Consider the following 20,117-nt stretch of genomic DNA (forward strand, 5'->3'; position numbering starts at 1 on the left):
ATTAGCGCGGGGCCATGCGGATGGCGCCGTCGAGCCGGATGGTCTCGCCGTTCAGCATCGGGTTCTCCACGATGTGCCTGGCCAGCGCGCCGTACTCGACCGGGTTGCCGAGCCGCGACGGGTGCGGCACCTGCGCGCCGAGCGAGTCGATGGCCTCGTCGGGCAGGCTCGCGAAGAGGGGGGTGTGAAAGAGGCCGGGGGCGATGGTGAGCACCCGGATCTTCAGGCTCGCGAGGTCGCGCGCGACCGGCAGCGTCAGCCCGACGATGCCGCCCTTGGAGGCCGAGTACGCCGCCTGCCCGATCTGCCCGTCGAAGGCCGCGACCGAGGCGGTGTTGATGATGACGCCGCGCTCCTCGCCCACCGGCTCGGTGGGGGCGATGCGCTCGGCGGCCAGCCGGATCACATTGAAGGTGCCGATCAGGTTGACGCTGATCACCTTCTGGAAGGCCGCGAGCGGGAAGGCGCCCTGCTTGCCGACGGTCTTGATCGCATTGCCGATCCCGGCGCAGTTCACCGCGATCCGCAGCGGGCCCAGCTCGGCGGCCGCGTCCAGCGCGGCGGTCACCTGCTCCTCGTCGGTGACATCGGCCGCGGCGAACACGACGCCGTCGCCGAGCTCCTTGGCGACGGTCTCGCCGGGCGAGGAGGGCAGGTCGACGATGACGACCTTCGCACCCTGCGCGTGCAGCTCCTTGACGGTCGCCAGCCCGAGGCCGGAAGCGCCACCGGTGACCAGCGCGACGAGGTTGCTGTCGATCTGCATGGGAGTTCCTTTCTGCTCCGGCCGCACACCGGCCGTGGCTTCGAGACTATCCATCGCGACAGCAACAAGTAAACAGCGGTTCGCATAGCGATAAGAAGAGAATACCATTTCGGCAGCACCGATGTTCGGGCGTATTCACCTATAACAGGTTCTAGTTATAGCACACCGCTTGACCTCGAGCGCGGTACAGGTTGCACGGTGGAGCCATGACCGAGACGACCGAACGCTGGGACTCCATGTACGACGAGGACACCGCGCCGTGGGTGATCGGCCGCCCGCAACCGGCCATCGACGAGCTGGAGCGCGCGGGCGGCTTCACCGGCCGGGTGCTCGACGTCGGCTGCGGCGCCGGCGAGCACACCATCCTGCTCACCGCGCGCGGTCACGACGTCCTCGGTGTCGACTTCTCGCCCAGCGCCGTCGGCTTCGCCCGCCGGAATGCCGAGGCGAAGGGCGTGCCGGAGGCCAGGTTCGCGGTCGCCGACGCGCTCGCCATCGACCCGCGCTCCACCGGCGCCTACGACACCGTGCTGGACAGCGCGCTCTTCCACATCTGGGGCACCGAGCCGGAGCGGCGGGCGCGCTACGTCCGCTCGCTGCACGGCGCGCTGCGGCCGGGCGGGGTGCTGCGGCTGCTCGCGCTCTCCGACGCCGAGCCCGGCTTCGGCCCGCGGATCGGCGCCGACATCGTGCGCGGTGCCTTCACCGACGGCTGGCAGCTCGTCTCCCTCGAACCCGCCCGCTACCTGGGCCGGGTCACCCCGGTGGTCGCGGACAATGTCGCCGGGCTCGCGGTCTCACCGGAGGGGCTGGTCGACGCCGCCGCCTGGATCGCCGAGATCCGGCGGAGCTGAGCGCGCGAGCCGGTCCACCCGCCGCACCAGCGGCAGCACGAGCAGCAGGCACACCGCGGGCAGCAGGAAGGCCGCGCGCAGCGCGGGCCCGGCCGAGATCAGGCCGGGCAGCACCGCCCCGGCCAGCGCGCCCGCGTAGTTGAAGAGGTTGACGGTGGCGACGATCTCGTCCGAGCGCTCCGGCCGCACCTCGCCCGCCGCGCTGAACGCGATCGGCACCAGCGCGCCAGCGCACAGCCCGGCCGCCGCGAACCCCGCGATCGCGCCGGGCACCAACGGCAGCGCCGCCACCAGCACGCACCCTGCGAGCCCGGCCGCCACCGCGCCGAGCGCCACCGGCGTCCGGCCGAACCGGACGACGGCCGCGTCAACGGTCAGCCGCGCGCCCAGCACCGCGGCCTGGTAGGCGGCGTAGCCGAGCGGGGTCACCGCGGCGACCGCGCCGAGCCCGTCGGCCAGGTACACGGTGCTCCAGGTGGAGACCGCCGCGTCCACCACGAAGGCCGCGAAGATCAGCGCGCCGACGATCCGGATGGCGGGCCACGGCAGCGGCCCGCTTTGCTGCCGCTGCCGCACGGCGCGCTCCGGGTCGAAGCCGAGCAGCGCCACCCCGATGTGCACCGCCGCCGCGGTGACCAGCGCGAACACCGCGGGCAGGTCGAGCGCGAGCAACCCGGCGACCAGCAGCGCACCCGCGATCGCCGCCGCCGTGTACCCGGCGTAGAAGCGCCCGAGCAGCGGCCGCCCGGCCCGCCGCTGCACCAGCACGCCCTGCATGTTCGAGGCGGCGTCGACCCCGCCGAGCCCGATCCCGTACAGCACCAGCGCCACCGCGAAGAGCGGCAGACTCCCGAGCACGGCGGCCCCGAGCAGCGCCACCGCCTGCGCCCCGAGCGCCGCGACCAGCGCCCGCCCGCTCCCCCAGCGCACCGCGATCGCCTCCGCCGCGACCGAGCCGAGCGCCGCCGCGAGGACGGTGCCGAGCAGCAGCACCGACACCACCGTGTCCGAGATCCCGAGCCGCTCCTTGAATTCCGGCAGGACCGTGACGATCGCCGCGTACCCGAAGCCCTGCGCGGCGTACGCGGCCGCCACCGACCGCACGCGCTCCGTCATGCCCGACTCCCCGCGATGAGCTGGACGTTTGTCCAGATGTCGGGCGAGCGTACACCCGGGCGGCGGGGCCGGTCAGCCGAAAGGGGAGGCCACGTACCAGGAACCGCCGACGACGGCGTGCAGCTCGGCGCCGAGGCCGAACAGCGCGAGCCGCCCCGAGCCGGGCAGCGGCACCCGCTCGATCCGCTCCACCAGGTACCGGTCCCCGGTCACCCTGCCGATCGCGAGCCGCTCCCGCTCCCCCGAGTAGCCGCCGTACAGCGCCACCCGGTCCCCGGAGACCGCGAGCGCCTTCGCCCCGGCGATCTCGTCGTTGCGCCAGAGCGTGCTCTGCCCGTCCGCGATCCGGACGATCGGGAAGTCGGTGTAGTAGCAGGCCCACGCGGTGTCGCCGGCCAGGGTGAAGGCATAGCAATCGGCCATGTCGGGTCCGTCGAAGCTCCAGACCGGGCGCAGCGCGCGGTCGAAGCGGACGATGCCCGGGTGCCCGATCGGCTCCGGCCCGCCGCCGCCCCAGCCGAAATTGCCGAACACCCCCTCGTCGAAGAAGCTCACCCAGATATCCCCGGACGGCGAGACCGCCACGTCCTCGATCCCGTCGCCGAGCACCCCCGTGCACTCCACGGTCCCGTCCGGGAGCACGACCATCGCATTGTGCTCCGGCCCGCTCGCCGACCAGCGGCACCGGTGCCCGACCACCAGCACGGCGCCGTCCGGCAGCAGCCGCACCGACGGGAACGCGATCGTCAGATCGTGGATCGGCACCACCCCGCGCGGCTCCGGGCCGAAGATCACCACCCGCGCCGACACCGGCTCCTCCGCCCTCGTCAGCGGGAACGACGCTCCACCAGGCGATTCCGTGCGCGCGGTGAGCAGCGCCGCCCCCGCGTCGGTGGTCCACAGGGTCACCAGCGTCCCGTCATATCCGGGCGCGGCGTCGAGCAGACGATCATGCCCGTCGACCGGGCGCGGCTCGGCGCGAAGTTCGAACACGTCCGCATTGTGCCGCACCCGGGGAAACTCCCGCGCCGCGTTTCCTCGCCCGCGATGCGGTCGGTAGGGGGTGAGCGGCAGATCGATCACGAAGGTAGCGGCAAATCGTTCACGAACACGGCGGCAGATCCATCACCAACCCGGCGGCAGATCGATCAGTAGACTAGCGGCAGACCGATCGGCAGGTGAGCGGCAGATCGATCAGCAGATCACGACCTCGAGGAGCGATCCGCATGCAAACACGCTTCGGACCTGCGCTTCCGCGCCGAGCGGAGGCCGCTGTTCGCGCAGCGCTCGACGACACCCGAGTCGTCCTCGTGAACGGCGCGCGACAGTGCGGCAAGAGCACCCTCCTGCGGCTCCTCGTCAAGGACCGCACCGCCGAGTGGCGCGACCTGGACACCGCACTCACCCGGCAGGCCGCGCTCGCCGACCCCGACGGCTTCGTCGACTTCCCCGAGCTGATGGTGATCGATGAGATCCAGCGCAACCCCGAACTGCTGCTCTCGATCAAGGCCCGGGTCGACGCCGACCCGCGGCCGGGCCAGTACCTGCTGACCGGCTCCGCCCGCGTGCTCGGTCTGCGCTCGCTGCCGGACACGCTGGTCGGGCGGATGGAGACCGTCGAGCTCTGGCCTTTCTCCCAGGGCGAGATCGACGGCACCCCCGACGGTTTCATCGACACCGTGTTCGCCGACGGCGAGCGGGTGCGGCACCGTTCGTCGGTCACCCGCGCCGACTACGCGGAGCGCCTGGTGCGCGGCGGGTTCCCGGAAGCGGTGGCACGCACCAGCGACCGCCGCCGCCGCGCCTTCTTCGACTCCTACCTCGGCGACCTCATCGCCCGCGACATCCAGCAGCTGTCGGAGATCGAGCGCGTCACCGAGATGCGCACGCTCGTCCGCCTGCTGGTAGCCCGCTCCGGCGGCCTGCTGTCCACGGCCACGCTGAGCAACGATCTCGGCCTGAGCACGGCCACCGTCAAGCGATACCTGGCGCTGCTGGAAGAGGTCTTCGTGGTCAAGCGGATCCCCGCGTGGTCCCGGAACATCAGCAGCCGCGCGACGACGACACCCAAACTGGCCTTCGTCGACTCCGGTATAGCGGCCCACCAGATCGGCGCCGACGCCAGGAGCCTGCTCCGCCCCACCGGCCAGTTCGGCCCGCTGCTGGAGGGCTTCGTCCTCGCCGAACTGGCCCGCCAGCTCACCTGGGCCGAGGAGGATGTCGAGCTCTTCCACTACCGCACCCGCGATCAGGTCGAGGTCGACGCGGTGCTGGAGAACCGGCGCGGCGAGGTGGTCGGCATCGAGGTGAAGGCGGCCTCCACCGTCGGCTCCGACGACTTCCGCGGGCTGCGCCACCTCGCCGAACGACTCGGTGCCGACTTCCGCACCGGCATCGTCCTGCACACCGGGCAGCAGACGCTGCCCTTCGGGCCGAAGATGCTCGCGATGCCGATCAGCGCGCTGTGGGAGCTGGGGTAACACCCGCGCAGGTGGTCGGCAGCGTATCCGCCGACCACCGCGGTCGAGACCGGCTCAGTAGGTCGGCGCGAGCAGCATGCCGAGGACCCGCTTGGCCGCCGCGTTGAACCGCCCGAGATTCACCCCCGGCGTACTGGTGACCACCAGCAGCAGCGTCGAGCTCACCGGGAAGACCCCGACGCACCCGCGGTCCGCCTCGAAGACCGTGGACTGCAGCCGGCCCTGGTGCAGCAGCCCGGTGAAGTGGTCACCGATGCCGATGGCCGCCGCCGCCATGGCGGAGCCGCGCATGGCGACGGAATCGCCGCCGTCGACTCCGGCCGACGCCGTGTCGGAGGCGACGACCAGCCCGTCCCTGCTGGTCATGACGGCGTGCCCGACCTCGTAGATCTCGTCGCAGGCGCGCTGGAGCAGCCTGCCGACGAATTCCGGGTCGCCGAGCGCGATCTCGGTCCGGTCGAGCGATCTCGTGCCGGGCCGATGGAAGGGTGCGCTCATAGTTTGATCGCCTGTTCGATGCGGCGCAGCTGGTGTCTGGCGAGCGCGAGGTTGCCGCGCGCCTTGTCCAGGGCCAGGTAGAGGAAGAGCTGTTCGTCGTCGTTGCGCACCAGCGGCATGATCAGGTGGTACTGCGTGCCGAGCGTCACCAGGATGTCCTGGACCTCGTCGCCGAGCTGCAGCGCCTCCACCGCACGGCCCTTGGCCCGGAGCACCTCGGTGTTCAGCGCGCCTGCCATCTCCAGGTCGAACAGCGAATTCCCGCCCTGCTTCGCCAGCAACATGCCGCTCTGCATATCGACCAGCGCGATGCCGATCGCGCCGTCCATGCTCATTCCGTCACGCAGAGCATCGTCGAGCCTCATATTTACCGCACACCCTGAATCGCTCCGCGTTCGGATAATCGCCGAACGCGGAGCAATACCTTTCACTCTTGATCCCACAGAAAAGACAATGTGCGGAAGAAACCAGTCGGTTCCCTCCGCGTCAGCAGCGTAGCAATGCCCCGGCGATCGGTCGAGATGGATGGGAACAGTCACGGAAAGTCACGATCGGGCAACGCGACCGAGACCTTCCATCCCAGACGCGGCGCCCCGCTCTCGCGCGCCCTACCCAGAGGTAACAAGGCCATCCGGCGCCGCGGGGCGACCGCTCGACCGCCCCGTCCAACCGGACATTCCAGCCGCATCACGGTTACTGCGCGCCCGCAGGAAACTGTCCCGGACACGCTCGGCGAGCTAATCACCGGCTGCCGGGGTCATATTCCGCCGAACATTCACGTTCGCTATAAGAGTGGCGTTTCTCGCCAATGCCGACCACGCGGTATGCCGCCGCCCGGAAACGGTGTGAGGATGCCCGGGTGCATGAAGATATTCGGTGTTCCTATCCGGTCGCCATCACCGCGCCGGGAAAGGATTCGGTGGTCGCGGACGCGATCGCCTGGGTGCTGCACGCCTCGCGTGAATTCGGCGGAATTCCGCTGGTCTTCGTTGCCGACGAAGCCAGGGTGCGCACGAGTGCCTGGCTGCGCGCCTTCGTGGCGGACGCGCGGCTGCCGGTCGCCACCGCGCCCGCGCCGGACCGGAACTGGCACGGCGGCGTCGTCCTGGCCGCCTGGCCGCAGGCCGAGCAGCTGGCGACGATCGCCGCGGACCCGCGCACCCGCGGGCTCTGCGTTGTGCCGGACGACATCGCCGAGGTGGGGGTGTGGGCGAAGGCCGCGCACCCGCATCTGCTCGGCGCCGAGGCGGTGCCGGAGTGCGAGCCCGCGCTGGACCCGGTGATCGCCGAGGCGCTCACCACGCTGGGCGGGCTGGTGAATCCCGCGGGCACGCTGGCCGGGCTGCAATCCCGCCGCGACGCGGTCGCGCTGCTGGTCATCGCGCACGAGGGCGGGCACCAGTGCACCCGCGAGCAGCTCTACGCCTGGTGCCTGGCGCACGGCTGGTCGCAGCGCGCGGCCCGCAGGCTCGCCGCGCTGGCCGCGCACGTGGCCGCCGGCCGCCGCCCGGCCGCACCCGCGGGCCCGTTCCGCTCGGACATCCTCGGGCTGTGGCGGGACCGGGCCGCCACCCGCCCGCACGGCTGCCCCTGCGTCGACCGCTGACCGGCCGCCGCGCCGACCTGCCCCCGCGGCAACCGCTGACCGGACGCTCCGCCGACCTGCCCCCGCGGCAACCGCTGACCGGACGACCCGTCGACCTGCCCCTGGGGCAACCGCTGACCGGACGGCCCCGACCTGCTGCTCGGCAGCTTCCGGACCGAGGGCGCGGCGCTGCTGTCCGACAGCCGGTACGGCACTATCGAGGGCATGAGCCCAGACCCCATCCCGGCGAGCACGACCGAATTCCGCGCGCTCGCGCACGCCCGGCTGGACGGGTTCGAGCGCGCGGAGGTGCCGGAGGCTCCCGGGCTGCGCCGCGCCGCCGTGGCGCTGTGCGTGGCGGCGGAGCCGGAGGAACCGCTCTCGGTGCTGCTGATCCGGCGCGCCTACCGCGGCCGCAATGCCGGGCAGTGGGCGCTGCCAGGCGGCCGGCTGGAACCGGGCGAGACGCCGCGGGCCGCGGCGCTCAGGGAGCTGCACGAAGAGCTGGGAATCCGAGCCGAGGAGAGCGACGTCATCGGCGCACTCGACGACTTCCCCGCCGCCTCCGGCTTCGCCATCACCCCCTTCGTGGTGGCACTGCGCGACCTCACCGAACTGCGCCCGGCCCCGGACGAGGTGCACTCGGTGCACCGGGTCGGGCTGCGCAGGCTGGCCGAGCCGGACGTCCCGCACTGGGTCTCCCCCGAGGAGGCCGTCCCCGGCGGCCTGCCGCCCGGCGCCGCCCCCGCCCCGGCGACCGGAATCCGTATGCTGCAGATGCGTTTCGGCCCCGGCATGACCATCCACGCCCCGACCGGCGCCCTGCTCTTCCAGTTCCGCGAGGTGGTCCTGCTCGGCCGCACCCCGGCCGAATCGCGGGTCGCGCACTTCGCCCAGCCGGACTGGACGCACCGCTGACGCGGCCCGGTTGACCGGGAGCACGCCGGGTAATCCCGGACAGGACAAGGGGGAAGCCGTGACCGTCGTACCGGAGGCACCGCTGGACGCCGTCGTCGCACCGACGGCGCCGGTCCGGCGCTCGCGCGGGCAACTGGCCAGGTACCTGTTCGACCTGATCTTCGACGACACCCTCGCCGACCACGCCGCGACGCTCACCTTCTACGCGGTGCTCGCGGCGCTGCCGACCCTCACCACCATGCTGGCGATCGTCGGCGCGCTGAACCAGTCGGTCACCGATCCGCTGGTGGACGAGTTCCGCACGCTCGGCCCCGGCCCTGGCGCGCAGCTGCTCATCGATACGCTGCACGAGCTGCGTGGCTCGGCGCTCTCGGCGCCGCTGATCCTGCTCGGTCTTCCGGTGACGCTGTGGATCCTGACCCGGTATCTCGGCGCGCTGGTGCAGGGGATCCAGTCCATGTACGGGATCGTCGGCGACGAGCCGCGCAAGCGCACGATCCTGCTGCGCGCGGTGCTCGCGGCGGTGGCGTTCCCGCTGCTCGCCTGCTGCCTGGTCGCGGTGGTCACCACCGGCGAGATGGCGAACGGAATCGGCGAGCGGCTCGGGCTCGGTGAGGAGGTCGCGGCGACGTGGCCGATCCTGAAGTGGCCGCTGCTGCTCGCGGCGATGACGTTCCTGGTGGTGCTGCTGTACCGGCTGGTGCTGCACGGCCACGGCACCCGCTACCGGCGGCTGGCCCGCGGCAGCCTGCTCGCGCTCACCGTCTGGCTGACCGCCTCCCTCGGATTCACCCTGTACGTCGAGCACTTCGGCTCCTACAGCCGGTTGTACGGCTCCCTGGCGGCGGCCGTCATTCTGCTGGTGTGGGTGTGGATCACGCACTTCGCGCTGCTGCTCGGCGCCGCCTACAACGCCCCCGACCCGGGCGCGGTGCCGCGGCAGCCGACCCGCAGGCTCAACCGGGACGGAACGGCCAGCCGCTGAGCCGCTCGGCCGCGCGCCGCTCGTAGGGCAGCGCGCCGAGTTCGCGGGCCCGCTGCCGCGCCGCCGCCACCTCGGCAGCCGCGCCCGGCATCCCGAGAATGCCGCGGATCGTGCCGCTGTACAGCCCGGACGGCCCCAGGCAGACCAGGCCGGGCCACTGCACGATCGCGGCCGCGCCCCAGCCGCGGGTGAGCGGCTCCAGTCCGGCGGCGTAGCCGCGCACCCGATCCCTGAGCTCGGGCGCGGTGCGGCCGAGCGCGAGCAGCGCCTCCGCGAGCAGCGGCACCCGGACGGCGACCCGCGGCCCGTGCCAGCGCCCCGGCACGGCCAGCACCGACTCGATCGCGGCCAGCGCGCGCTCGCGCTCCCCGGTCTCGGCGGCAGCCATCGCGACGACCAGCGCGAAGTCCTCGTCGAAGTCGGTGGCCATGCGGTCGGCCTCGGCCAGCACCTCGGCGAGCCTGCCGCGGTGCCACAGCTCGATGGAGCCGCTGGTGAGCAGGGATGCCTCGGCGAGCATGCGGGCCCGGTCGTCCACCGGGCCGAGGTCGGCGGCGAAGCGCCGCATGAGCGCGCGGGAGCGGTCGTAGTCGCCGCGCAGCACGGCGAGCATGACGTCCCACCACAGCTGGGTGGCGGCGAGGTCGGTGCCGCCGTCGGCGGCGAGCCGGGCGAACTCGGCGGAGAGCCTGCGCACCAGCCGCAGATCGCCCGCCTCCAGCGCGCAGACCCGGCGCAGGTGCAGCGCGGTCGCCCTGGCGGTGTGGCGGGCGCCCGCGAGCTCGGCCAGCTCCTCGGCGATCTTGGTGCGGTCGGCGAGCGTGCCCGGCTCCCAGGTGCAGACGAACTCGGCGAGCAGCACCTGCGGCCAGGAGCTGCTGCCCGGCGCGCTGCGCGCCTTCGCCTCGGCGAGGGCGTCCAGGTCGCCCGCGATGCCGTGCACGGCCCGGTCGGTGGCCTCGATCGCCTCCACCTCGGCGACCGCGTCGGCGTCGAGCTCCAGCCGGTGTGCCAGCGCCCGCGCCCGCAGCCCGGACGAATCCGACTGCAGCACGCCGTATCCGGAGAAGTACCCGGCGACACCGTGCGGAGCGGCGAGCAGCGCGATCCGGGCGAGCCCGGCCGCGTCGGCGTGCCCGGCGGCGCGGTCGAAGCAGCGGGCGGCGGCGTCGAAGTGGCCGAGGCGGTGGTGTGCCTGCCCGGCCAGCAGGTCGAGCTCGACAGCGGTGGTGCGGCTCGCGTGCCGTCGGCCGCGCTCGGCGAGTTCGGCGCACTCGTCGGGGGCGTGGTCGTGGAGGGCGCGGGTGGCGGCGGCGAGGCAGGCCGCCGCGGCGCGCTCGTCGGCGGTGTCGAGCGCGGCGGCGCAGCGGTGCCTGGCCTGCGCGGCGAGTGCGTCCGGCTGGCCGGCGGCGAGCGCGTCGGCGATGCGGGCGTGCAGTGGTGCCGCTCGGACCGGGCCGATGCCGTCGAGCACGGTGGCGCGGATCAGGTCGTGGCCGAAGGCGATCGTGCCGTCGGTGACCGTGACGATTCGGTTCTGCACGAGTTCGGCTGCGGCGCTGTCGAAGTCGGGGGAATCGGCGAGCAGGCCGATGGGGGCGCTCGTGCCGACGAGCGCCAGCAGCTCGGCGAGTTCCCTGGCCCGCGGCGTCAGCAGGTCGACGGTCACGGCATCGAGCGGGCGCCCGGCCAGCGCTCGGTCGCAGAGCTGGGTGGCGACGAACGGGCTGCCCGCCGCGGCCGCCACGATCCGGTCGCGCAGCGCCGGGTCGGCCGGTAGGGCGGTGCGCACGAGCTCGGCCACCGCGGCGTCCGGCAGCGGCGGGAGGTCGACGGTGGTGATCTCGCCGAGCGCGCGGAGCGGTTCGGGGAGCGGGCCGGGGCGCTGGGTGAGCAGGAGCAGCACCGGGTGCGCGCGGAGCACCCGGGCGGCGCCGGTGATGATCCGCAGCGAGGCGGGGTCGGCCCACTGCACGTCGTCCAGGACGGCGACCGCGCGGCCGGTCTCCCGCGCGACGTCGGCGAGCAGCGCGGCGAGCACGCGCGGGGTCGGGGTGTCGGGGACGTCGCGGCCCGCCAGCGCCGCCTGGTCGAGCCACGGGGCCAGCGTGGCCAGCGGGTCGGGGCTGCCGGTGCCGATGAAGGCGTGGTCACCGTTGCGCCGCAGCGCGTCCCTGACCACGGCCGTCTTGCCGATTCCCGGCTCCCCGCGGACAAGGACCACGGTGAGGCCGTGCGCGGCGCGCTCCCTGGCCCGGTCGAGGAGCACGGCGACCTCGTCCCGGCCGACCAGGCCGGACGGCAGCGGCGCCGGGGCGGGCGCGCGGAGTTCGTGCTCGACCCGCACGGTGTCCGGTGCGGGGTCGAGGCCGAGGTCGTCGCGCAGCGCCAGGCGCAGCCGCAGCAGTAGCGCGAGCGCCTCCGGAGTGCGGCCGCTGTCGCGCAGCGCGAGCGCGAGCAGCCGGGCGGTGCCCTCCCGGTGCGGGTGCCGCTCGTGCTGCGCGGTGAGCAGGGTGACCGCCTGCGCGGCGCGGCCGAGCACGAGCAGCCCCTCCGCGCACAGCTCGGTGAGCTCGGCGCGCAGCTCGTCCAGCCGGGTGCGCTCCGGGGCCAGCTCGGCGATGTCGGCGACGTCGGCGAGCGGTTCGCCGCGCCACAGCGCGAGCGCGGGCTCCAGCAGCCGCACGGTCTCCGCGACATCGCCAGCCGCGTGCGCGGCCCTGGCCTCGCGGGTCAGCAGATCGAGCAGGTCCAGGTCGGTGCCGGAGCCGGAGCAGCGCAGCACGTAGCCGTTCGGGCCGGTCTCGATGGCGAGCTCAGGCACCGGGCGCAGCGCCTTGCGCAGCCGCGACACGTAGCCCTGCAGCGTCACCGTCGCGCTCTCCGGCGGGTGCCCGCGCCAGAGCAGTTCGCACAGGTAGCCCGCGCTGCGGGTGGTGCGCTCGGCGGCGAGGAGCACCAGGAGCTCGGCGTGCTTGCGGGCCGGGATCGGGATGGCGGCGCCGCTCGGGCCGCGCACCGCGAGCGGCCCGAGCACCGCGACGGCGGGCGCACCAGCGCCGGACCAGCCGCGCACCAGCGGCCCCGTCGACCCTTGCCCCATGACTTCCTCTTCGGTTCTCCAGCCCACCGCGGGCCCCTCCCGCGCGACTGTACTTCGCCTCTGCGGCGCCGCGCTGACCTCCGGCGGCGCGCTCTGCATCGCGGGCGGCACACTGCACCCGATCGTGGCGGGCAAGGGCCACTCGGTCGAGGCGCTCACCAGCCCCGGCACCCCGATCGCGCAGGTTCTGCTCGGCATCGGCACCGTGCTGCTCGTCCTCGGCCTGCCCGGCATGTACGCCTGGCTGCGGCCGCGGATCGGCATCGCCGGCTTCGTCGGGCTGCTCTGCTACCTGCTCGGCAATATCGTCACCGCGACCGGGCACCTCACGGTGGAGCTCTTCGTCGCGCACCCCTTCGCCGCCGACCCGGCCACCGCGCACCTGATCGCCGACAACGACCAGATGCTCGACTCCACCGCCTTCGTGCTCTTCAACCAGCTCGGCGGGCTGGTGATGCTGGGCGGCATGGCGCTGCTCGGCGCGAGCCTGCTGCGCAACCGCGCGGTGCCGCGCTGGATCGCGGTCCTGACCCTGGTGGGGATGGCCGGGTTCTTCCTGCCGATCCCCGCGGTGCAGGGCTTCTCCGGATTCCTGTACGAGGCGCCGCGCGGGATCGCGGTCGCGGCGATCGGGGTGCTCATGCTGCGCTACCCCGGCGGGTGGCGGGCGGATCAGGCCGGGGCGGGCGCCCAGCTGTCCGGGCCGAAGACCTCGTAGTGGATGTCCGCCGCAGCGACGCCGCGCTCCAGCAGCGCCCTGCGCATGCCGAGCATGAAGGGCAGCGGGCCGCACAGATAGGCGCGGGTGCCAGCGGCGACCGTCACCTCGCCGAGGTCGGCGCGACCGGCCAGGAGCCCGGCGCCGGGCGCGCGGGAGCCGAGCTCCTCGTACCAGCGGTGCATGACCGCGTACGGCAGCCGCTCCACCAGCTCCGCCAGCTCGGCGCGGTGCGCGTGGCTGCTCAACGCGCGGTCGGCGTGCAGCACCGAGACCGGGCGGGGATCGCCGGTGTCGGCGAGGTGGGCGAGCATCCCCATCATGGGGGTGCAGCCGATCCCGGCCGAGATGAGCAGCAGCGGGGCGTCGTCGTCCGGCAGCACCAGATCGCCGAAGGGCGTGGTGACCTGCAGCTCGTCGCCCTCGAAGACGTTGTCGAGCAGGAAGTTCGAGACCTCGCCCGCCCGCTTCACGGTGATCCGCCAGTCCCCGGCGGCGGGCGCCGAGGAGAGGCTGTACTGCCGGATCTGCCTGGCGCCGTCCGGCAGCCGCACGGCGACCGAGAGGTACTGCCCCGGCGCGAAGGTCGGCAGCGCGGTACCGGTGAGCACGAAGGAGACGGTGTCCGCCGACTCGTACCGCCGCTCGCGCACCCGCACCGTCCGCCAGACCGCGCCGGGCGCCACCCCGGCGGACCGGTACAGCTCGGCCTCCATCGCGATCAGCGTCTCGGCCATCAGCCAGTACACCTCGTCCCAGGCGGCGGCGACCTCCGGCGTGACGGCGGCGCCGAGCACCTCCGCGATGGCCTGGAACAGGTAGGTGTGCACGATCTCGTACTGCGCGGGCTCGATGCCGAGCGAGGCGTGCTTGTTCGCGATCCGGGAGAGGATCAGCTCGACCCGCGCGGGGTCCGGCTCCAGCTGCAGCGCGGCGAAGGCGGCGATCGCGCCGGCCAGCGCCTGCTGCTGCTGACCCTGCCGCTGGTTGCCCCGGTTGAACAGGTCGCGCTCCAGCTCCGGGTGCGCCTCGAACATCCTGCGGTAGAAGAGCGCGGTGATGTCGCCGATGGCGGCACCGACCGCGGGCAGGGTGGCGCGGACGGTCTCCGTCGCGGTGGCCGAGAGCATGGTCATTCTCCGATCGTTCGAGCGTCCGGGGTGCTGCGCACCCCGGGGAGTGCGAGCAACACGGCGCGCGTCGGTTCGCCGGTGAGTTCGCCGACCGTCACGGTGTCCAGCGCGGCGTAGAAGGCCTCCTGCGCGCCGCGCAGTGCCGTCCGGAGTCGGCAGCCGTTGCGCAGCGGGCACGGATTCGCCCCGTCGCACTCGACCACCTCGCCCTCGCCCTCCAGCCTGCGGGCCAGCCAGCCGACCGAGGCGGTGCGCCCCAGCTCGGTGATGGCGAGCCCGCCGCCGCGGCCGCGCCGCGCGTCCACCATGCCGAGCTCACCGAGCCGGGTGATCACCTTCGCGACGTGCGCGTAGGACACCGACAGCTCGTCGGCGATCTCCCTGCTGCCCGGCCGCTCCCCGTCCCCCGCGACCGCGAGCCGCATGACGACGCGGAGGCCGAGATCGGTGAACCTGGTGAGCTGCACGGCTCGACCCTACGATAATTCGCATCTCAGATACCAATTATGTGATCGAGGCCGCAGCAACGGTTTTCAGCCCAGCGGACCGTGCCCGAGCGCGACCCGGCCGCTGAACAGCAGCTGCTTGGCCCGCGGCAGCGGGTGGAAGAGGATGCCGTGCACGTCGCGGTAGCGCCGCTCGATATCGCAGCCGCGCGAGTAGCCGACCCCGCCGACCGTCTCCATGGCCAGCCGCACGGTGGCGATCAGCTGCTCGGCCGCGACGGTCTTGCGGCTCAGGGTGCGCGCGGCGTAGGCGTCGGTGTTCGCGAAGTTCAGGTCGTCCGAACCGGCGAACATGGCGGTGACCAGGTCTTCGGCGGTGGTGTGGGCGTTCACCAGCTCGCCGGTCAGCTGCAGGACGTGCTGGTCGGTGCGGCCCGCGACCAGGCGCAGCGCCGTCTCCACCGCGCCGTCGGCGATGCCGAGGTAGGCGGCGGTGATGAGCGGCATGGCGGCGCCGATCACGGTGTTCAGCAGCGGCGGCCAGGCGTCGACCGGGCGGATCAGCGAGACCGCGGCGTCCGGGACGAAGACGTCCTCCAGGACGACGGTGTGCGAGCCGGTGGCGCGCAGCCCGAGGGTGTCCCAGGTCTGTTCGATCCGGAGGCCGGGCGCGCTCAGCGGCACCGCGCAGTGCAGCACCCGCGGCCCCTCCGGCCCGCTGTCCCAGCGGATGCTGGTCACCAGGATGGTGCCGATCTCGCAGCCGCTGGCAGGCGCCTTGCGCGCGGAGACTTTATAACCGCCGTCCACTCGCTCGGCGGTGCCGCTCGACTCCACCCAGTCCGAGGCGCCGGTGCTCACCAGAATCGCGCCGCCCGCGACCTTGGTGAGCACGCCGGAGGCGTCGGCGCCGTGCTTGTGCCGCCACACCTGGGTGGCGACCAGGTGGCTGTGCATGGCGAAGGCGACCGCGGTCGAGGGGTCGTACTTGCCGAGTTCGCGCAGTATCGCGCCGATTTCGGCGTGCGTGGCGCCGCCGCCGCCGAACTCGGTCGGGACGCCTGCCCCGATCAGGCCGCGCAGGGGGTCCGCGGGGGCGATCTCGCCGGTGCGGTCGCGCTCGGCGACGCCGGGGAGCAGGGTCTCGCCGACCGCCTTCGCGCGGTCGAGCCAATTCACGGTGGTGGTTTCGATGGTGGTCATGTTTCGAAGTTAGAAAGCTCCGCGATAACCGGATAGTCCAGGAAATGGACCCGTCCGGTACACGAAATCGACCCCTCCGCGAGGTGCCACCCATGCCCGAACCGACCGCAGGCTACGGCCAGTACTGCCCGATCTCCCGTGCGCTGGAGCTGCTCGGCGAGCGCTGGTCGCTGCTCATCCTGCGCGATCTGCTGCTGGGCAGCACCCGCTTCAACGACCTGGCCCGCGGGCTCCCCGGGCTCTCCCGCAGCCTGCTGGCCAAGCGGCTGCGGCAGTTCGAGCGGGCCGGGCTGGTCGAGAAGGCGGGGGTGCGGTACCTGCTCACCGAGGCGGGTACCGATCTGGAGCCGGTGCTCTTCGGGCTGGGCGAGTGGGGCGCCAAGCACACCTTCGGTGCCCCGGATCCGAGCGAGCTCGACGCCGACCTGCTGGTCTGGTGGATGCACACCCGGCTCGACACCGCCGAGCTGCCCGGCTTCCGGCACGTCTTCGCGGTGCGGTTCACCGACGACGCGCGGCGGTTCTGGATCGTGGTCGACCGGGGCGCGCCCTCGGTCTGCACCACCGATCCCGGGTTCGAGGTGGATGTCACGATCACCGCGGATGTGGCCGGGCTGTACCAGGTGTGGTTGGGGCGGATGCCGCTCGGTCACGCCGTCCGCACCGGGCGGCTGGACTTCGCCGGGCCGAGCTCGGTCACCCGACGGATGCCGAACGTGTTGCGGCTCAGTCCGATCGCGCCCTACCTCGCGGTGCCGCTGCCGGTGGAGGCGAGCGCCTGATCAGCCCGCGCCGAGGGCGGAGAGCACCTTGTCGGCGAGTTCGGGGCGGCAGATCACCAGGTCGGGGAGGTACGGGTCGGGGCGGTTGTAGCGCAGCGGGCTGCCGTCCAGCCGGGAGACGTGCAGCCCGGCCGCCGCGGCCACCGCGACCGGCGCGCAGGAATCCCACTCGTACTGCCCGCCGGAGTGCGCGTACACATCGGCCACCCCGCGCACCACCGCCATCGCCTTCGCCCCCGCCGACCCCATCGGCACCGGCCGCCCCGCGACCGCCCCGATCAGCGCCGTCACGCGCGCGGACGGCCTGCTCCGGGAAACCGCGACCCGGATCGGCCCCGGCTCCGCGGCCGCGAGCACCGGCGGCTCCCCGGTGTGCAGCACGATCCCCGCCGCAGGCAGCGCCACCGCCCCGATCACCGCCGCCCCGTCCACCGCGAGCGCGACGTGCACCGCCCAGTCGTCCCGCCCGGCCTCGCCGTACTCCCTGGTGCCGTCGAGCGGGTCGACGATCCAGACCCGCTCGTACCGCAGCCGGGCCGCGTCGTCCGGCGCCTCCTCGGAGAGCACCGCGTCGTCCGGCCGGGCCGCGCGCAGCCGCTCCAGCAGCAGCGCGTTGGATTGCCGGTCGCCAGCGGCGCCGCCCTGATCCCGGATGCGGAGCAGCAGTTCCCCTGCTTCGGCGGCGAGGGACGCGGCCAGTTCGTGGTCGTTCACCCGCTTCACTCTCGCCGGGAAAGATCGTTTTGTCACCCTCCGGGGTGCCCGGCCGGATGGTTTCGCGTCGTTACCGCTGGTCAGCTCACCGGGGCGGCGGCGCCGACGATCGGGTCCCCGCGGTACTCGGCGGATCAGCCCAGCAGCACCGGCAACCGCTTGTGCCCGTTCGAGATGAAGCTCGGCACCCGCCCCAGCTCCCCCTCGGCCACCGCGAGCCGCATCTCCGGAAAGCGCGCGAAGATCGCGGGCAGCGCGATCTCGGCCTCCAGCCGGGCCAGCGGCGCACCGAGGCAGTGGTGCGTGCCGTATCCGAAGGCCAGGTGCTCCTTCGCCGCCCTGGTGAGGTCGAACTCGTCCGCGTCCGCGCCGTACACCGCGGGATCCCGGTTGGCCGCCGCGTAACTGGCGAGGATGGCGTCACCCGCCGCGATCCGCACCCCGCCCACCTCGAGCTCCTCCACCGCGAAGCGCAGCGGCAGGTGTGCCAGCGGCGCCTCGTACCGCAGCGCCTCCTCGATCAGATCGCTCCACGGCACCGCGCCCGAGCGCAGCCGATCGGCTTCGGCGGGCCGGGTGAGCAGCGCGTGGATGGCCTGGTCGAGCAGGTTGACGGTGGTCTCGTGGCCGGCGCCGATCACCAGCAGCAGGGTGTCGAGCAGCTCCTGCTCGTTCAGCCTGCCGCCGTCTTCGGAGTCCCGGTAGGTGATGAGCAGGCTGGTCATGTCGTCGCCGGGCTCGGCGCGCCGGATCTCGACCAGCTCGCCGAGCAGCCGGTACATCTCGGCGTAGTTGGCCTGCGCCGCCTCGGGCGGCAGCGAGGTGTCGAAGAAGCCGTCCACGCAGGTGCGCAACCCGGCGTGCAGCTGCTCCGGCACCCCCATCAGGGTGCTGATCACCCGGATCGGGAGCGGGTAGGCGTACCCCTCGCGCAGGTCGACGACCCCGTCGGCCGTCGCCAGCTCGTCGAGCAGCTCGTCGGCGATGGCCTGGATCCGGGGCCGCAGCGCGGCGGTGCGCCGGTGCGTGAAGGCGGGCGCCACCAGCTTGCGCAGCCTGCGGTGCTCCTTGCCGTAGGCGCTGAGCATGTTGGTCACCGCGACCCACGGCAGCAGCGGCCAGTCCGCCGCGACCTCGCCCGCGATGAACGGGGGCCAGTGCTGTCGCGCGTCCTTGGAGACCCGCGGGTCGACGAGCAGGCCCTTCAGCAGCGCCGCGTCGGTGACCGACCAGGCGGCGATCCCGCCGGGCAGCTGCACCCGGGTGACCGGGCCGAGCGCGCGGATCCGCGCGCCCTCGCCCTGGATGTCGGCACCGGTCGGGTCGAGGACGAGTGGCTGTGCCATGGCGGGCTCCTCAGTAACTCTGCAGCGGTGGAGAGGGTGGGAAGGTGACCGGCAGCGCGACCAGGGCCCGGTGGAACGGGCCCGGCCGCCAGGCGAGTGCCTCCGGCGGCACGCCGAGCGAGAGTTCGGGCAGCGCGTCGAGCAGCAGATCGATCGCGTCCTGCACGATCAGATAGGCCACCGAGCGGGCCGGGCAGGCGTGCGGGCCCGCGCTCCACGCCAGGTGCGAGCGGTTGTCGGTGTAGCGGCCCGCGTCGATGGCCGGGTCGTTGTTGGCGCCTGCCATGCTGATCAGCACCGGCTGGTTGGCGGGCAGCCAGACGTCGTCGATGAGGATCGGCTGGCGCGGGTAGGTCATGCAGAAGTTGGCCAGCGGCGGGTCGGTGAAGAGCACCTCGTCGAGCGCGTCCCTGGTGGAGAGGCTGCCGCCGAGCATCTTGCCGCCGAACCGCTCGTCGGTGAGCATGAGCCGGACCGTGTTCACGATCAGGTTCATCATCGGCTCGATCCCGGCGCCGTAGAGCGTGAGCAGCTGCTGGATGGCCTCGTTGTCGTCGAACCCGGCCGGGTGGTGCACCACCCTGGACGCCATGTCGGGGCCGGCTTCGCGGCGCTTGAGCAGCACGAGCTCGTGCAGCCCCGCGGTGAACATCGCCGCGCCCTTCTCGGCGTGCTCGACGTCGAAGACCAGCGCCATGCCCTCGGCGATGGTCTGCCCGATCTCCGGCGGGCAGCCGACCAGCTCGTTGACGACCGCGAAGATCAGCGGGAACGCGTACTGGCCGACCAGATCGGCCGAGCCGACCTCGCAGAAGCCGTTGATCAGCGGGGTGGCGATCCGCTCGACGGCGCGCTGCGCCCCGTGCATGTCGACGTCGGCGAGCGCGGCGACGCTGGCGGCCCGATACCTGGCGTGCTCGGCGCCCGCGCTGCGCAGCGCGTTCGGCCGCCACTCCAGCATGGGCAGCACCGGGCAGTCGCTGGGGACGTCGCGCTGCCACATCCGCGGGTCGGCCGGGAAGTGGTCGGGGTCGTTCAGGATCTGGACCGCGGTGCGGTACCCGATCACCAGCGTGGCGGCGACACCGGGCGAGAGCTCCACCGGCACCAGCGACCCGAACCGCCTGCGCATCTCGCGGTACGCGTTGTGCGGGTCGGCGGCGAACTCGTCGGACCAGAGCGGATACCTCGGCCCCTCGGTGTCGAACGGCGACCCGTGCGGGACGGGGCACCCGAGTGCGGGGTGGCTCATTGCTGAAACTCCAGACGGTGGAACAGGAATTCGACGAGGGTGATCAGCGAACGCAGACAGGCGCCGCGATCCCTGGCGTCGAGGTGGACCAGCGGGGTACTCGGGGCGAGGTCGAGCGCGTCGCGGACCTCCTCCAACGGATACGTCCGCGACCCGTCGAACTCGTTGATCCCCACCGCATACGGAACCCCACGCTCCTCCAACACCGACAACACCTC

Annotated in this window: 19 protein-coding genes and 1 pseudogene; 7 read left to right on the forward strand and 13 right to left on the reverse strand. The window is 73.0% G+C overall.

What is annotated here, in order from left to right; all coding sequences use genetic code 11:
* Position 1: 1 nt before the first annotated feature.
* Complete coding sequence (locus tag ACFUJ1_RS07725) at positions 2-766, reverse strand: 3-hydroxyacyl-CoA dehydrogenase (protein WP_378643716.1); 765 nt, start codon at positions 764-766, stop codon at positions 2-4.
* 206 nt (positions 767-972) lie between these two features.
* Here ACFUJ1_RS07725 and ACFUJ1_RS07730 point away from each other — a divergent pair, with 206 nt between their 5' ends.
* Positions 973-1,620, forward strand: coding sequence for a class I SAM-dependent methyltransferase (locus ACFUJ1_RS07730; protein ID WP_378643718.1), 648 nt, complete (start codon positions 973-975; stop codon positions 1,618-1,620).
* Here the strand turns inward: ACFUJ1_RS07730 and ACFUJ1_RS07735 are convergent.
* Both ACFUJ1_RS07735 and ACFUJ1_RS07740 read right to left on the reverse strand, forming a co-directional pair.
* On the reverse strand, positions 1,564-2,736 hold the full coding sequence (locus ACFUJ1_RS07735) for an MFS transporter (RefSeq protein WP_378643719.1): 1,173 nt from the start codon (positions 2,734-2,736) through the stop codon (positions 1,564-1,566). The two genes, ACFUJ1_RS07730 and ACFUJ1_RS07735, sit on opposite strands and share 57 nt — an antisense overlap.
* A gap of 72 nt (positions 2,737-2,808) precedes the next feature.
* Positions 2,809-3,729 carry a hypothetical protein gene (locus tag ACFUJ1_RS07740; RefSeq protein ID WP_378643721.1) on the reverse strand — a complete coding sequence of 307 codons (921 nt, stop codon included), beginning with the start codon at positions 3,727-3,729 and terminating at the stop codon, positions 2,809-2,811.
* A 233-nt stretch (positions 3,730-3,962) separates the two neighbouring features.
* Between ACFUJ1_RS07740 and ACFUJ1_RS07745 the strand changes: the two genes are divergently transcribed.
* Positions 3,963-5,216 carry an ATP-binding protein gene (locus tag ACFUJ1_RS07745; RefSeq protein ID WP_378643723.1) on the forward strand — a complete coding sequence of 418 codons (1,254 nt, stop codon included), beginning with the start codon at positions 3,963-3,965 and terminating at the stop codon, positions 5,214-5,216.
* A 54-nt stretch (positions 5,217-5,270) separates the two neighbouring features.
* Here ACFUJ1_RS07745 and ACFUJ1_RS07750 read toward each other — a convergent pair whose 3' ends face one another.
* On the reverse strand, positions 5,271-5,714 hold the full coding sequence (locus ACFUJ1_RS07750; protein ID WP_378643725.1) for a roadblock/LC7 domain-containing protein: 444 nt from the start codon (positions 5,712-5,714) through the stop codon (positions 5,271-5,273).
* Complete coding sequence (locus ACFUJ1_RS07755) at positions 5,711-6,043, reverse strand: hypothetical protein (RefSeq protein WP_233019961.1); 333 nt, start codon at positions 6,041-6,043, stop codon at positions 5,711-5,713. The genes ACFUJ1_RS07750 and ACFUJ1_RS07755 overlap by 4 nt, the downstream gene beginning before the upstream one ends.
* Before the next feature lie 530 nt (positions 6,044-6,573).
* On the opposite strand from ACFUJ1_RS07755, the gene ACFUJ1_RS07760 reads away from it, so the two are divergent.
* From ACFUJ1_RS07760 to ACFUJ1_RS07770, 3 genes are all read left to right on the forward strand, one after another.
* On the forward strand, positions 6,574-7,320 hold the full coding sequence (locus ACFUJ1_RS07760; RefSeq protein ID WP_378643727.1) for a hypothetical protein: 747 nt from the start codon (positions 6,574-6,576) through the stop codon (positions 7,318-7,320).
* 204 nt (positions 7,321-7,524) lie between these two features.
* A complete protein-coding gene (locus ACFUJ1_RS07765) occupies positions 7,525-8,217 on the forward strand; it encodes an NUDIX hydrolase (RefSeq protein ID WP_378643729.1) in 693 nt (230 codons plus the stop codon).
* Positions 8,218-8,275: 58 nt separating this feature from the next.
* Positions 8,276-9,202: a YihY/virulence factor BrkB family protein gene (locus tag ACFUJ1_RS07770; RefSeq protein ID WP_378643731.1), complete on the forward strand. Its 927-nt coding sequence runs from the start codon at positions 8,276-8,278 to the stop codon at positions 9,200-9,202.
* On the opposite strand, the gene ACFUJ1_RS07775 is transcribed toward ACFUJ1_RS07770, so the two are convergent.
* Positions 9,174-12,305, reverse strand: coding sequence for a BTAD domain-containing putative transcriptional regulator (locus ACFUJ1_RS07775; RefSeq protein ID WP_378643733.1), 3,132 nt, complete (start codon positions 12,303-12,305; stop codon positions 9,174-9,176). The two genes, ACFUJ1_RS07770 and ACFUJ1_RS07775, sit on opposite strands and share 29 nt — an antisense overlap.
* Here ACFUJ1_RS07775 and ACFUJ1_RS07780 point away from each other — a divergent pair.
* Positions 12,304-13,023: a hypothetical protein gene (locus ACFUJ1_RS07780; protein WP_378643735.1), complete on the forward strand. Its 720-nt coding sequence runs from the start codon at positions 12,304-12,306 to the stop codon at positions 13,021-13,023. The two genes, ACFUJ1_RS07775 and ACFUJ1_RS07780, sit on opposite strands and share 2 nt — an antisense overlap.
* Here the strand turns inward: ACFUJ1_RS07780 and ACFUJ1_RS07785 are convergent.
* From ACFUJ1_RS07785 to ACFUJ1_RS07795, 3 genes are all read right to left on the reverse strand, one after another.
* Positions 12,978-14,153, reverse strand: a complete 1,176-nt coding sequence (locus ACFUJ1_RS07785; protein ID WP_378643788.1) for a globin domain-containing protein — start codon at positions 14,151-14,153, stop codon at positions 12,978-12,980. The genes ACFUJ1_RS07780 and ACFUJ1_RS07785 overlap by 46 nt on opposite strands.
* A 2-nt stretch (positions 14,154-14,155) precedes the next feature.
* The gene (locus ACFUJ1_RS07790) at positions 14,156-14,623 is read right to left on the reverse strand and encodes an RrF2 family transcriptional regulator (RefSeq protein WP_378643736.1); all 468 of its coding nucleotides are present in this window, start codon (positions 14,621-14,623) and stop codon (positions 14,156-14,158) included.
* A gap of 66 nt (positions 14,624-14,689) precedes the next feature.
* A complete protein-coding gene (locus ACFUJ1_RS07795; protein ID WP_378643738.1) occupies positions 14,690-15,805 on the reverse strand; it encodes an acyl-CoA dehydrogenase family protein in 1,116 nt (371 codons plus the stop codon).
* Between the two features lie 92 nt (positions 15,806-15,897).
* Here ACFUJ1_RS07795 and ACFUJ1_RS07800 point away from each other — a divergent pair, with 92 nt between their 5' ends.
* Complete coding sequence (locus ACFUJ1_RS07800; RefSeq protein ID WP_378643740.1) at positions 15,898-16,587, forward strand: winged helix-turn-helix transcriptional regulator; 690 nt, start codon at positions 15,898-15,900, stop codon at positions 16,585-16,587.
* Here ACFUJ1_RS07800 and ACFUJ1_RS07805 read toward each other — a convergent pair whose 3' ends face one another.
* The 4 genes and pseudogenes from ACFUJ1_RS07805 to ACFUJ1_RS07820 all read right to left on the reverse strand — a co-directional run.
* Entirely contained in the window at positions 16,588-17,301 is a 714-nt protein-coding gene (locus tag ACFUJ1_RS07805; RefSeq protein ID WP_378643742.1) for a 3'(2'),5'-bisphosphate nucleotidase CysQ, read from the reverse strand.
* 134 nt (positions 17,302-17,435) lie between these two features.
* Positions 17,436-18,647, reverse strand: coding sequence for a cytochrome P450 (locus ACFUJ1_RS07810; RefSeq protein WP_378643744.1), 1,212 nt, complete (start codon positions 18,645-18,647; stop codon positions 17,436-17,438).
* Between the two features lie 10 nt (positions 18,648-18,657).
* Complete coding sequence (locus ACFUJ1_RS07815; protein ID WP_378643746.1) at positions 18,658-19,899, reverse strand: cytochrome P450; 1,242 nt, start codon at positions 19,897-19,899, stop codon at positions 18,658-18,660.
* A pseudogene (locus ACFUJ1_RS07820) lies at positions 19,896-20,117 on the reverse strand (ATP-binding protein); the annotation flags it as partial. The pseudogene ACFUJ1_RS07820 and the gene ACFUJ1_RS07815, both read right to left, overlap by 4 nt.

Origin of the sequence: Nocardia sp. NPDC057227 (assembly GCF_042669725.1) — a bacterium.
GTDB classification, from domain to species: Bacteria; Actinomycetota; Actinomycetes; order Mycobacteriales; family Mycobacteriaceae; genus Nocardia; species Nocardia asteroides_A.